At 36.3% G+C, this 13346-nt stretch carries 18 protein-coding genes; 9 read left to right on the top strand and 9 right to left on the bottom strand.

What is annotated here, in order from left to right:
• Positions 1-75 precede the first annotated feature (75 nt).
• The 7 genes from ACFFIX_RS08075 (at position 76) to ACFFIX_RS08045 (ending at position 6332) form a co-directional block, all read left to right on the top strand.
• Positions 76-1263 (top strand): pyridoxal phosphate-dependent aminotransferase, encoded by a 1188-nt coding sequence (locus ACFFIX_RS08075; protein WP_378932439.1) that lies wholly within the window; start codon positions 76-78, stop codon positions 1261-1263.
• A 38-nt stretch (positions 1264-1301) separates the two neighbouring features.
• A complete protein-coding gene (locus ACFFIX_RS08070; RefSeq protein WP_378932329.1) occupies positions 1302-2522 on the top strand; it encodes a 2,3-diketo-5-methylthiopentyl-1-phosphate enolase in 1221 nt (406 codons plus the stop codon).
• A gap of 2 nt (positions 2523-2524) precedes the next feature.
• Positions 2525-3187 (top strand): 2-hydroxy-3-keto-5-methylthiopentenyl-1-phosphate phosphatase, encoded by a 663-nt coding sequence (locus tag ACFFIX_RS08065; protein WP_378932327.1) that lies wholly within the window; start codon positions 2525-2527, stop codon positions 3185-3187.
• Positions 3184-3852, top strand: coding sequence for a methylthioribulose 1-phosphate dehydratase (mtnB, locus tag ACFFIX_RS08060; RefSeq protein ID WP_378932437.1), 669 nt, complete (start codon positions 3184-3186; stop codon positions 3850-3852). Before ACFFIX_RS08065 ends, mtnB begins: the two co-directional genes overlap by 4 nt.
• A gap of 37 nt (positions 3853-3889) precedes the next feature.
• Complete coding sequence (gene mtnD / locus ACFFIX_RS08055; protein ID WP_378932325.1) at positions 3890-4423, top strand: acireductone dioxygenase; 534 nt, start codon at positions 3890-3892, stop codon at positions 4421-4423.
• A 540-nt stretch (positions 4424-4963) separates the two neighbouring features.
• Entirely contained in the window at positions 4964-5365 is a 402-nt protein-coding gene (gene speD, locus ACFFIX_RS08050) for an adenosylmethionine decarboxylase (RefSeq protein WP_378932324.1), read from the top strand.
• Positions 5366-5765: 400 nt separating this feature from the next.
• Positions 5766-6332 (top strand): ion channel, encoded by a 567-nt coding sequence (locus ACFFIX_RS08045; RefSeq protein ID WP_378932322.1) that lies wholly within the window; start codon positions 5766-5768, stop codon positions 6330-6332.
• Positions 6333-6463: 131 nt separating this feature from the next.
• Here ACFFIX_RS08045 and ACFFIX_RS08040 read toward each other — a convergent pair whose 3' ends face one another.
• From ACFFIX_RS08040 to ACFFIX_RS08005, 8 genes are all read right to left on the bottom strand, one after another.
• Positions 6464-7810, bottom strand: a complete 1347-nt coding sequence (locus ACFFIX_RS08040; RefSeq protein WP_378932321.1) for a flavin monoamine oxidase family protein — start codon at positions 7808-7810, stop codon at positions 6464-6466.
• A 372-nt stretch (positions 7811-8182) separates the two neighbouring features.
• Positions 8183-9043 carry a DUF421 domain-containing protein gene (locus ACFFIX_RS08035; protein WP_378932319.1) on the bottom strand — a complete coding sequence of 287 codons (861 nt, stop codon included), beginning with the start codon at positions 9041-9043 and terminating at the stop codon, positions 8183-8185.
• Positions 9044-9074: 31 nt separating this feature from the next.
• Positions 9075-9281, bottom strand: coding sequence for a DUF1657 domain-containing protein (locus ACFFIX_RS08030; protein WP_378932317.1), 207 nt, complete (start codon positions 9279-9281; stop codon positions 9075-9077).
• Between the two features lie 12 nt (positions 9282-9293).
• Positions 9294-9644, bottom strand: coding sequence for a stage V sporulation protein AE (gene spoVAE / locus ACFFIX_RS08025; protein WP_378932315.1), 351 nt, complete (start codon positions 9642-9644; stop codon positions 9294-9296).
• A gap of 5 nt (positions 9645-9649) precedes the next feature.
• Complete coding sequence (spoVAD, locus tag ACFFIX_RS08020) at positions 9650-10660, bottom strand: stage V sporulation protein AD (protein WP_378932313.1); 1011 nt, start codon at positions 10658-10660, stop codon at positions 9650-9652.
• A complete protein-coding gene (spoVAC, locus tag ACFFIX_RS08015) occupies positions 10660-11139 on the bottom strand; it encodes a stage V sporulation protein AC (protein ID WP_378932311.1) in 480 nt (159 codons plus the stop codon). The genes spoVAD and spoVAC overlap by 1 nt, the downstream gene beginning before the upstream one ends.
• 18 nt (positions 11140-11157) lie before the next feature.
• Complete coding sequence (locus ACFFIX_RS08010; RefSeq protein ID WP_378932310.1) at positions 11158-11619, bottom strand: YhcN/YlaJ family sporulation lipoprotein; 462 nt, start codon at positions 11617-11619, stop codon at positions 11158-11160.
• Positions 11620-11699: 80 nt separating this feature from the next.
• Complete coding sequence (locus tag ACFFIX_RS08005; protein ID WP_378932308.1) at positions 11700-11903, bottom strand: DUF1657 domain-containing protein; 204 nt, start codon at positions 11901-11903, stop codon at positions 11700-11702.
• A gap of 396 nt (positions 11904-12299) precedes the next feature.
• Here ACFFIX_RS08005 and ACFFIX_RS08000 point away from each other — a divergent pair, with 396 nt between their 5' ends.
• A complete protein-coding gene (locus ACFFIX_RS08000) occupies positions 12300-12593 on the top strand; it encodes a hypothetical protein (RefSeq protein ID WP_378932306.1) in 294 nt (97 codons plus the stop codon).
• Positions 12594-12730: 137 nt separating this feature from the next.
• Here the strand turns inward: ACFFIX_RS08000 and ACFFIX_RS07995 are convergent, their stop codons facing one another.
• Positions 12731-12853, bottom strand: a complete 123-nt coding sequence (locus tag ACFFIX_RS07995; RefSeq protein ID WP_378932304.1) for a DUF4023 domain-containing protein — start codon at positions 12851-12853, stop codon at positions 12731-12733.
• Positions 12854-13051: 198 nt separating this feature from the next.
• On the opposite strand from ACFFIX_RS07995, the gene ACFFIX_RS07990 reads away from it, so the two are divergent.
• Positions 13052-13204, top strand: a complete 153-nt coding sequence (locus ACFFIX_RS07990; RefSeq protein ID WP_378932303.1) for a YpzG family protein — start codon at positions 13052-13054, stop codon at positions 13202-13204.
• The last annotated feature ends 142 nt before the right edge of the window (positions 13205-13346 follow it).

Here is a 13346-nt window from a genome sequence, read left to right as displayed (position 1 = left end):
TAAACAATTGTTTTTTTAAGTTTACTCACAAAAAGGTCTTGTCATCATATGTTGTTTTTAAGAGAGAGGTGATTAATTATCCAAAATAACAATTTTAAAATTAAAGCCTCTAAACAAATGAATCGCCTGCCCAATCAATTTTTCTCGACATTAGTGGGAAAAGTAAATAGGGTTATCAACGAGGGTTATGATGTTATTAATCTAGGACAAGGCAATCCAGACCTCCCTACCCCCGCTCATATTGTCTACTCATTACAGAAGGCTGTGGAAAATCCAATTAATCATAAATATCCGCCTTTTTCAGGAAAAATAGAACTGAAGGAAGCTATATGTAATTGGTATCGAACCGAACATGGAGTTACATTAGATCCGGAGAAGGAAGTAGCCATATTATTTGGAACAAAAACCGGACTCATACAGCTATCACAAATTTTGCTGAATCCAGGTGATATGGCTCTCGTTCCTGACCCAGGATATCCCGATTATTGTTCAGGAATTGCCCTTGCAGGTGCTGAGATGGTCCCTATGTCTTTGCATTCTACCAATGGATTTTTCCCCGATTTTTCAAAAGTTACACCTTCACAATGCCAACATACAAAATTAATGTTTCTTAATTACCCTTCAAATCCGACAGGAGCTTGTGCGACTAGTGCCTTCTTTGATAAAGCCATTTCCTTTGCGGAGAAAAACAATATTATCATAGCCCATGATTTTGCATATGGGGCAATCGGTTTCGACGGGTACAAACCTATTAGTTATTTATCACGTCCGGGTGCCAGGGATGTTGGTATCGAATTTTATACGCTATCAAAAACCTATAATATGGCAGGATGGCGGGTTGGATTCGCTCTAGGTAACCAAAAGCTGATTCGCCTAATCAATGAACTCCAAGACCACTATTTTGTTAGCTTGTTCGGAGGGATTCAAGATGCGGCTATAACAGCCTTGACCTCATCACAAGAATGTGTCCAATTACTTGTTGACACTTACGAATTACGGCGCAATGCCTTTTTTGAAGAACTAAAAAAACTAAATTGGAATGCTCCACTTCCTGAAGGATCCTTCTTTGCCTGGCTGCCTGTTCCAAAAGGATACACATCAAGCCATTTTGCTGACACCTTATTAGAAAAAGCCAAAGTTGTTGTTGCTCCAGGAGTCGGATTTGGTCAGTGTGGAGAGGGATATGTTCGAATTGGATTACTTACTGATGAGAAACGCATACGGGAAGCTGTGCAACGAATTTCTAAATTATCTATCTTTTAAAACTTTCTAAACACATTATTTTCAGGAGGTGAAATATTTTGACAAACGATCAGGGTTATGTTGTTGCATCCTACTTAGTTCATGGTAATCTTAATTTTCACAAGAAAGCACAAGATATCGCTGTAGGACTTACAGTCGGCAGCTGGACAGATCTTCCAAAAGTAAAAAAAGAACAGATGATACCTCATTTAGGGAAAGTAATCGATGTAAAAGTGCTAAATCACAATTCAAATGAAATACCTAAGGCTTTATTAATGATCGGTTACCCACTTGTTAATATGAATCCGGATATTCCCTCTATTCTTACAACAGTCTTTGGTAAATTATCAATGGACGGTCAGATTAAATTAATAGATTTGCACATACCAGACTCTCTTCTAACGCAATTTCCAGGTCCACGTTTCGGTATTGATGGAGTCAGAAGGTTGTTAGGAGTTCACGGCCGTCCATTACTAATGAGTATCTTTAAACAATGTATCGGTCTTCCTATTCATGAACTAGAAAAAGAATATCAAAACCAAATCGATGGACATGTGGACCTAATAAAAGATGATGAGATTTACTTTCGGGATGATTATGCACCCGTGTTGAAACGAATAGGTACTTTTGAAAAACGAAATCAACACCATAAAGAAAAAACCGAAAAAAAAGTACTTTATGCAGTAAATCTAACCGGGCCAGTTACTCAACTTGTTGAACAAGCAAAACATTTATCAAACTCGGGAGCAACTTGTTTGTTATTGAATGTGGCTCCATATGGTTTTGATATCCTCCACCGAATAGCCGCAGATCCTGATATCAATATTCCGATTGTGGCACATCCAGCCTTTACCGGTTCGTTTTATCCATCACCTTACTATGGGCTATCTGCTCCGTTGCTTCTAGGTAAATTAATGCGTTTGTCAGGTGCCGACATTGTTCTATACCCCTCTCCTTATGGTTCTGTAGCGATGCCACAAGATGAGGCTCTGAATATAGCAAAACAACTTAGATGCCCAAACAATATTCATCGTCCAGCTTTTCCAACACCTTCTGCAGGAATTCATCCAGGTCTTGTTCCAGCACTATATCGCGATTTTAGAGAGAATTTCATTATTAATGCTGGGGGAGGTATTCACGGGCATCCTCAAGGAACTTCAGCTGGAGGAAAAGCATTTTCTGATGCGGTTCAAGCAGTTGTTTCAGGTCGAACGCTTGCGGAAGCAGCAGAAGATTCTGGGGAACTCCATTCGGCTATTAACAAATGGGGTGTCTTATGAACGTGGGCACACTTAAAAAGATTGCCATTTTTTGCGATTTTGATGGAACTATCACGAAAAGTGACACCATCATCAATATTATGAAGTATTTTAATCCTCCTGGTTGGGAAACGATTAAGAATGATATTATGACTAGTCGAATTAGTGTTCGAGAAGGTGTAGGACGCATGTTTTATCTATTACCCACATCTTACCAAGAGGAACTCACTAATTACGCTATAAAACAAGCAGAAATTCGACCAGGTTTTAATAGATTTATTCAATATTGCCAAGATAACAATATTCGTCTTTTTATTACTAGTGGAGGAATTGACTTTTTCGTTTTCCCTATATTGTCCCATTATCCTATTTCAAAACAAGATATCTATTGCAATTCATGCGATTTTAGAAGCAAACAAATCAGAATTCTATGGCCTTTTCCTTGTGATGCACAATGCAGCAACGATTGCGGAATGTGTAAACCAAGTAACGGTTATATGAAAATTGTAATTGGAGATAGTATCACAGATTTAGCAGTTGCCAAATTGGCTGAACTTGTTATTGCAAGAGATTTTCTTTTACAAAAATGCAAAGAGCAGTCTCTTCCTCATAAAGAATTTGATTCGTTTTTCGATGTGATCAAAATATTAAACGAAATGACTAATAAGCGTGGTGATAACCTATAGCAGCAAATAATAATTTTGAAAAAATTACAATTGAAGCAATTCAACAGACCTTTAATACATTGCAAACTGTTAAAGGAACCCTATCGCAAAAAGGGTGGTTTCCAGCAACGAGCGGGAACATGTCCGTTCGTATAAAATGTTCCTCAATAGAGCAGAATCAGCCTATTATCGCAATAACCTCTAGTGGGAAAGACAAATCGGTTCATACTCCAGAGGATTTTCTATTAGTTAATTTGGATGGAAATCTTGTATTCCCTTCCACCTTAAAACCTTCTGCAGAAACTTTGGTTCATACTGCTATTTATAAATTAATCCCAAATTGTCAAGCAGTTTTTCATGTCCATACGATTTATAATAATCTCATTTCGGATCTTTACGGTGATCAAGGAAAAGTTACCTTCATGAAACAAGAAATGATTAAAGCATTTGATTTATGGAAAGAAGATGCTTCTATATCAGTACCAATTATAGAGAATTTTTCTTGTATTCCTAAATTAGCAGAAGAAATCGGTAGAGTTATTCAACCTGGAGTTCCAGGGGTATTAATCCGCAACCACGGAATCTATGTATGGGGGAATAGTGACTTTACTGCTAAACGCCATTTAGAGGCATTTGAATTTCTATTTGAATATCAAATTAAAAAGTTTTTTCTACAAAAATTTTAATCAAAACTTATAAATCTTTTAAAAAGGAGAAATTATTATGGCAACAATTCGGATGCGTAACACAAATAAAAGATTAACACAAGAACAAGAGGTTCAAAGCTTTTTGGATGAACAAGGAGTTCTTTACGAACATTGGGATATGGAAAAGCTCCCCAATGATCTTCGTGATATTTTTCTACTTTCTGATGAGAAAAAACAAGAAATTCTTAGCATCTTTGATTCCGAAGTTAGCTCTCTTGCAAAGCGACGTGGTTACAAAGAATGGGACATTGTTGCATTATCCGATGCAACGCCTAATTTAGACGAACTTCTTAAAAAGTTTGAACAGGTACATGTTCATACCGAAGATGAAGTTCGTGCCATCACTGCAGGAAATGGGATTTTTACCATCAAGGGTGATTCCGGTTATTTCGATGTAGAATTGTCTGCTGGAGATGTGATTTCTGTTCCGGTTAACATCCCTCATTTCTTTACTTTAATGGAAAACCGTCAAGTTGTGGCCGTTCGTTTGTTTATTGATGCTTCAGGCTGGGTTGCACATCTTTATGAAGATCCGGACTTTAAATCCTAATAGAAATTCAATGTATAGGTTTTTAAACTACGTAACCATACAAGATTAGTCTCTTTCATCTGAAAGAGGCTTTTCCATATTGACATTAACAATTTTATTTTGATCGATTCGTTATCAAGAAGCCAGTACATACCATCATGATCAACAACTACTTTTAGAAAGTCATCACTTCCTGATTTATCGTTTGATTTCCACCTCGTAAAAGCGATCACACTAACATCGTTACAAAAGCGAAATATTCATCATTGAAATCCCCCTCATTCCACCCCCTACTATTTAGAATGGAACATTACAGTAACTTTCTTAAGTAAGTTTGTATGAATACCAGTTCAACCATTTATTGAATGACCTACCTATGTGACCCTTTTTATGGTGTAGCCTTATAAGATATAGGCATCTATTATTAATAGACAAATGCCATTTATTGTTACATATCACGATAGTGAATAAATGGATATTTTTAATAATAGCTAGTTGATTTATATCATTTAAAGCATAAATAACATATTCTATTAAAACAGATTGAAAGGGGACACTATTGTGGAATACAAAACATTCGGAAGACATGTACTTGCTGATGTTTGGGGTGTCGAATTTAATAGAATTAATGATATTGAATTCTTGAAAGAGCATATGTACAAAGCGGCTAAAAAAAGTGGAGCTACTATATTAGCTATTGAGTATAAAACATTTGATCCGTACGGGGCCTCGGTTTTCATTTTATTATCCGAAAGTCATCTATCAATTCATACCTATCCTGAGAAAGGGTTTGCTGCAATCGATGGATACACATGTGGAGAGAATATTGATCCGGAAGATGCAATAAACTATTTACTTACAATTTTCGAACCCGAAAAAATATTTATAAGTAAAATCATTCGAGGAACAGGTGAACTAAAAATAGTGACAAATTCCCAATTAAATAATAATAGCGAGGATTAAGATCAATAAAAAACTTATAGTGAATAGGTTTAATGAAATTCATGTCTACAAAACTAATTAGAATTAGCCACTATTATATATGGGAATCGTTAAAATGTCGTTTCCCTTTTTGTTGTTTCGAAGAGATCTAGTGTACGTTAGTTATATCAGAGTTATTCAAACGGCCGAACCGTTTCTTCACGCTAACAAAAAACACGAAGGCGTTTATTGAATCACACTAAGGGAACAGTGGGTGATGTAATTGAAAATATTACTTGTTGCAACTGCAAGTGCAGATGAATGGGTCCCACCATAACAATTGTAAATATAGATCAACTACTTCACACCAGTGAACATTTTTATAAATTAGGGAATATAGTTTTTTCACTTTCTAATTTAAATTTGAATTCAATTTTATTAAATGGAGAAGATAAGATTAATAACAAATATAGGAGTAATTATGCAGAAGCGATTTCTTATGAGGGAATTTAATAAAGAAAAATTATATATATATCTATTTCTAAATTTCATGGTAGCGGGATTGCTTATAGCAAATTCATTTTTAGGATCTAATCGAGAATTTTGGATTTACATTTTGTGTGTACTACTTTTACTTGTTTTTATCATTTGTTTGTATCTGTTAATTGAATTTATCATCTTAATACCTACTACAGATGCACGTTTAATAAATATATGCCTAGGGTCTAGTCTACTTTTAAGCTTAATCTTACTTACATATTCAAATTTATATTACCTTATTTATTTAATTAAAGGCAAAAAAGCCTTTAGCTTTTCAGGTGATCATCTTTCTGGTAATGACTTTCTATATTATAGTATTACAACTTTTACAACGACAGGATATGGAGATATCACTTCAATAGGTATATTCTCGAATTCTATAGCAGCATCAGAGATGTTAATTGGAATGATAAGTAATACAATACTCATGGCAATTATCACTTCAAAACTCATAAAAAATCTAACATAATGAAGTTATCGTTTTATGAGTTTAAATAGATAATATGCCTTCCTTAACTAGCGCTTCTCTAAAAAAAAGGGAAATAACTCTGGATTATCTTCATAGAAATTAACTAAATTACGTCAACACAACTAGCAACTTTAACGTATCGTGCTGATCACCTCAACGGCTATATTTTGACCTGATTGTACCGCTCCCTCCATGTACGTTCTCCATTCTGTTGCTGTTTCGGTTCCAGCCCAATAAAGCGATGAGACTGGTTCAGATAGTGCCGTCCCAAACTGAGTTAGTACTCCTGTTGCAAAATGGGTACCATAGCCACCACGTGTCCATTCATCTTCAGACCAATTTTTTTCATATACTGATTGAGGATGACTTGCTTTCGACCCAAAGAAATAAACTAAAGCCTTTATTACCTCTTGTTGTCTGTTACTCGCTTCCAAAGTACCCATTAACCGTGCGCACTCACCTGAAATGAGTACAGTTAATACACCTTTACGTCCGTGTGGTGGAGAACTATCCATTATTAATTGAACAGGTGCCTGATCTGAATAAACTTTTCCATTAAGTCCATCTTTTCGCCAAAATGGTTGTTCATAAACAAATATCATTTTTGTAACCGAGGCCAATCCTGCTCGATCACTTAGCTGGACACGTTGCGCTGGTAGTGGTGGAGAAAATTTGATTCGTGCTGAAAGATTTGGAGGAATTGCAATAATAACTCTTTGAGCTTTCCAGCAGTTATTTGCTGTATGTACGATTCCAAAGTCTTTATCATAAATGATTTGTTCTACAGGTGAATGATAGACAATACTGTTACCTAGTGATTCTGCAATCCGTTCGGCAAGGACCTGTGCCCCTTCGACAATCCACTCATTCTCTGCTTCTAGCAAATAGTTACCTGAACCTGTTGTTTTTATAGACCATAATAAATTTAATGCAGAAACCTCATACAATTTTGCACAAAGGGCTTCCTCTACTACCATCCCGTAGAAGGAACGCCCCTCTTGACTAAACATATTGGTCTGAATAAAACTATCTATCGTTTGTTTATCCAACTCATGGGCGACAGGGGATGTCCATGGTGTTTCTGCCGGAATTTGCTTTATCAGATTGTTTATTTTCCTCTTCAAGTTTAACATATCCAAAAGTCCAATCGGTGAAAGTGGTGGAATCTCACCTTTCCCATTTCTTTTCTTCCCACAAACTTGAAATATTGTTTTACCTTTCGTGTATGTAGGTGTTGTATGCAGACCAAAATCAGCAATTAAGCGTTTTAATCTCTTATGATTGGTGCCAACCCATTGGGCACCTAAGTCAATGGTAACACCTTCATCTGTTTTAATACTATGAAGTCTACCGCCATAACGATTTCGAGCTTCAATTACCATAAAAGAATAGTTTTTCTTTTTCAATTCTAATGCTGCAGCTAATCCCGCTAATCCTGCTCCCACAATAACTACATCTACATCACGAATGTTATGCATATTCTTTTCCCTACCTCTTTATTATATAAAACAATTTTCATGTAGATTTCCTATACTTTTTTGAGGTTCGTCGTAATCTCTACACATGGAAACTGTACAAATTGGGCCTACATCTATAATGGATTATTCTTCCTATTATGTAATATATTTATAAACTAGATAAAGTTATAAAAGTTATGTTTCCTCCAAAGTAAAGCAAAACTAAACCATAGTACAGCTACAATTTTTTCTTGATTTGAATTATTGTTTTCGTTTTCTTTAATAATTTCATTTACATTTGTTTCCACTCTGATGCTGATCATAAGCTTGCTGGAAACGGCCTCTATCTTTCACCTCGTTTTTGATCTGCATCACAATGAAAATAAACAATAATTATCCTCTTAAAATGGGGGTCATTTTATCAATGGCTTCTTGTAATTTTTTACTGTTTTTACTATACATATGCTTGGCTTCCTCTGCTTCTGTTCCAAGAGCAAACAGCTCTAAGTCCGCCTGGCATTTTTTCATTGTAGCGAAAACTAAAGGTTTTTCTTGAGGAGATGGAACTTTAAGTTTATCATCAAAAAGGTCAATGGTTAATTGCCCGTAAGAATCCACCTGTCCAAGAAAGACATTTTCAATGGTGACACCTAGTTTTTCCATTTCGGTTTTTAACCAACCTCTGTTTCTTCCACTCGTGGATAGCGGTTCGTCCAATATTTCCCCATCCATAATTACGGTCTGAGGTTCCTTAATCGGAGCAACAGTCAAATTCATATCCTTAGCGGTCAAAGGTTGGTTTTCTTTCTTTAGCAATACGCTTAAATCCCCAGTTGGCTCTAATAACGCAAATTCCACATCGGCTACTTTAAAGACATCCTTCTTTCGAAGCAATTCCAACAACTCATCGGTTGTGTATTTTTCCTTTTTTAAATTATCCTCCATGATTTTCCCATCTTTAATAAAAACAGTTGCTTTTCCTTCTATAAATTCACGAACGCCTTTGCTTTTTAAGGAAAGTAGACCGGCTAAAAAGGGCATTGCCGCGAAGATCACAATTCCGATTACCCCGTGAAACATGTTCCGTTCAAGTCCCATGACAACTTCTGCTCCTATACTTCCAATTGTAATACCAGTAACATATTCAAAGAAAGAAAGTTCGGAAAGTTGCTTTTTACCTAACCATTTTGTGATGAAAAAGAGCACAACAACAAACAATAGTGACCGCACGACTACATCCAACCAATCAGGCATTGCTAACACCTCCTGTAAAAGAATTGTTTATTTAAAAGCCTTCGTATTGGGGTTCTTCTCGTTCCAATTCTCCAACTCTTTTTTTTAAATCCGTTATGACTTCATGGACGACCATCATGGTCTCGTGTAAAGTTCGCTTCGATTCTGTGTCTTGCGTCCGTAGTGCCAAACTTGATAAATCAGATTCAATGCCTTTAAGACTGGCTAGAGATTGCTTAACTTGTGATGCGACTGTCATCTTGTATCATCCTTATCCTTTTGGTTTAAATATCAAAGCCCCAATCATACCAAAAATAATCGCAGCTGATATACCGGCACTTGTTACTTCAAACATCCCCGAAATGACTCCGATTAACCCATGTTTTTCTGCTTCAGCCATCGCCCCATGTACGAGGGAATTTCCGAAACTTGTAATTGGAACCGTAGCTCCTGCTCCTGCAAAATCGATAAATGGTTCGTATAGACCAAACCCGTCAAGAATGGCACCAATGACAACGAACGTACTTAATGTATGTGCAGGTGTAAGTTTAAACACATCAAACATAATTTGTCCGACGACACAAATCAACCCACCAACAACAAAAGCCCAAAAGAAAATCATGATCGTTATTCACCTCCGTATTCAATCGACACCGCATGAGCGATACAAGGAATCGTTTCACTTTGCTGAAAGCTTAACGGAGACAATAAAGCCCCTGTCGCTACAACTAATATTCGTTTAAATTCACCTTTCTTCATACGGTTTAACAAATGACCATAAACAACCGTTGCTGAACAACCCGCCCCACTAGCTCCTGCTAGTACTGGCTGCCCTTCCCGGTAAATCATCATCCCACAGTCCTGAAAGTTTTCTTTACGTATTGGTGTTCCATGTTTTTTAAATAAATCTAGGGAAACTTCGTGTCCAATTTGACCAAGGTCCCCGGTTACAATCAAATCATAATAAGATGGATCAAGATTTCTCTCGTTTAAATGAGCCTCAATCGTATCGACAGCTGCCGGAGCCATCGCCCCTCCCATATTAAAAGGATCTGTCATGCCCATATCAATGACACGGCCAATCGTAGCCGAGGTAACACGTGGTCCTTCTCCCGTCTGACTTAACAAAGCAACTCCTGCACCTGTCACCGTCCATTGTGCAGTAGGCGGTTTTTGTCCACCGTATTCAGTCGGATAACGAAACTGTTTTTCAACCGCAGTATTATGACTGGAAGCACCCGTTAACAAATAATTGGCTCCTTTTGTATTAACAAGATAGGCACCCAGAGCCAGTCCTTCCATTGAGGTCGAACAGGCACCAAACAATCCAAGATAAGGTGTCCCGAGTGTCCGGCAAGCAAAACTTGTCGGAGTAATCTGATTAATAAGGTCTCCTCCAAGGAAAAACTGAATTTGCTCCTTTTGAAGACCTGCTTTTTCAATTGCTCTTTGACAGGCTTCCTCAATAAGAACTTTATGGGCTTTCTCATAAGAATCTTGTTCTAACCATAAATCGGAATGAAGGAGATCAAAATCATCTGCAAGTAGTCCGTCTGCCTCAAACGGTCCGCCCACCGTTCCGGTAGAGATAATGACGGGTTTTTGATCAAAGATCCAAGTGCGATGACCCATTAGCATTACAATCCACCCCACTGAATAAGAATCGTTTTAATCGTAGCTATCACAAACGCAGAAAAGACACCAAACAAAATCACGGAGCCAGCTAATTTAAACATATTTCCACCCACACCTAACACAAACCCTTCGGTTCGATGTTCAATCGCAGCTGATATAACAGCATTTCCAAATCCGGTAACCGGAACAGCAGAACCTGCCCCTCCAAATTGTGCGATTCGATCATAGACTCCAAAGCCTGTAAGAAGCATTGAAATGAAAATTAAGGTTCCAACCGTTGGATTCCCAGCTGTTTGGTCTGTAAAATCAAAATAATAGATATAAAACATTTGAATGGCCTGTCCGATAAAACAAATGAGTCCACCCGTTAAAAAAGCTTTTATACAATTCTTAAATACCGGTCTTTTTGTTTCTAGTTGATTTTCAAGGGTTTGATACTCCTGTTGTACAGGTGTTAATAGTTTCTTTTGCTCGTTTGACATGTCTCCACCCTACTTCCATCACGCTTTTTCCTTCATTAGGCTTTTGATTTTGTCGAATTCTTTTTTTAATGTTTTCATATTTGTCTTATCTTTTTGTAATTTTTGTTCTAATTGTTCTAGTTCCAAATACATTTTTGAATCAGTTGAAACTTCAATTTTATGATCGGGGTATGCTTTTTCTAAGTCTGATTTCACTTTCTTTTCGATTTTCTTTAATCGAAACCGATCAAATTGGTTAACTTTTACTGCCAATAACAGCTCCTTATCTGTATTCACAGCCTTTACACCTGAAATCTCTTCTTCTTTTATTACCTTTTCTTTTGCTTGATTTGCAACAGATTGATCGATAGGCTTGCTTGTATGTACCTTTACGATATTTGCATCATTGGTAGTGGCAAACTGATTCTGATTTCCGGCACATCCTGATACAAGTCCGATAATCACTATTAAAAAAAGACCGATGTTTACTCTCTTATTCATGGGATCGCACCTCCGTTTCTATCCATAAATTGAAGTATAAAAAAGGTTGATTGAATCAACCACCCTTTTTTATAACTTTATTATTCTTTGTATTGAGGTTCTTCTTGTTCGATTTGTTGAAGACGTGGAGAGATACTGTCAACAATGGCTTGAGTTTGTTGAGCTGCTTGTTGGTAAAGCTGTTTCGCTTGTTCATTATCAGTGCCAAGTGAAAAGGTTTCGAAACTAGCTTGCGCACTTTTTAAACTTGCTAGAGTTGTCTTTACTTGATTTCCGACTGTCATTTAGATTCCTTCTTTCTTTTATATACTTACAAATGTATTGTTTCTTTTTTCATGGTATTTATGTAAAATGAGAATGGAAAATTAAGGGGATTACCTTATGCACAAGGAATTACAGGAAGGAAGCGTATACATTCTTTGAAAATAACCGTTAAATACACACAAAAAATAGGAATATATTTAATAGAGAGTGAACAAACTAGACACAGCATGAGACCAAAATTTCATGCTCCTTTCGGAGATACCTTCTGATCTTAATTGGGAGGTATCTTTTATTTTTGGTTCTTGGAATATAATTTTTAGTGTGAGATGGTATAAATAACGTATACTTTCTTTCATACGAGGAATGATAAGCAAAGACCAGATGGTCATTATTAGAATTAAGAAAGGGGACTTACCATGAATAAAAAGTGGTTTCTCATGCTAACAGGTACATTTTTATCTGCTATGATGTTAGTGGGCTGTAACGCTGATCAGGATCCTGCACCCCCTGAAGAAGATCAAAATCAGGTAGATGAAGATTTGAATGATACAAATGATCTCAATGGCGATACAGATCCTGAAAATGAAATGCCTGGCGTTGATGAAAACGATACGATTAATCAAGATGATGAAAAGGATAAGGATAAAGATCCAGAAGATCCAATAGAAGATGCAGAAGATATCCAAGATGAGGATAAAAAAGACAATTAATTCAGATGGCTGTTCTCTTTTTGATTTTTAATTTAAAAAAACCTGAAAATCAAATAGATTTTCAGGTTTTTTTGATTCTCCCAGTAAAGTCAAATCCTCAGATTCACTCTCTTATCAATTACTTTGTTAGTTATCTGCTATTTGTGCACTTTATTGGGCAACTTCTTACCAGGATTTCCATTACCTTGCGTTCTTTTATTTTTTTCTGCTTTATCTTGTTTGACGTGTAGTTTTTCTACAAATTTATTTGTGCTATCCATTTAAACCCCTCCTTCACATTTTGTAATTACTTTACCCCTTTTAAAAAAAAACATACAAACATGTACTGAGTTTGCATTTTGGAATATTTTATGGATGCATCTTTTTGTTGATCAAATCAAATACTTATAAATGATATTCTTTCCTGAGAGTATCAAAATATTTTAGTATTACCTATCCTAACTATGAGGTGATGACGAATGAGCTATAAAGATCATTTAGATCCACATTCTCAACTGTTTCACCATAATTGGACAAGACCTAAACGTTCAAAGTCTCAAGTTAATGGACATACTCAAATTTCCCAAATGACCATTAAATTACAAAGTAACGCTAAGGCTCATAGATGGTAAGGTTAGTCTAAGGTAGGTTAGAAAGAAGACATTCCGTCTTCTTTCTTTTATTTCACCAGCGTTTATACGTCTTTTAATCCTGTCCATAAATACATAATCAGTTCAACTTTTTCACACAATAGGTTCTAAGAGGTGAAACTTC

Source organism: Metabacillus herbersteinensis (assembly GCF_042433335.1).
GTDB classification, from domain to species: domain Bacteria; phylum Bacillota; class Bacilli; order Bacillales; family Bacillaceae; genus Metabacillus; species Metabacillus herbersteinensis.
This window is presented reverse-complemented; position numbering and strand designations above follow the sequence as displayed.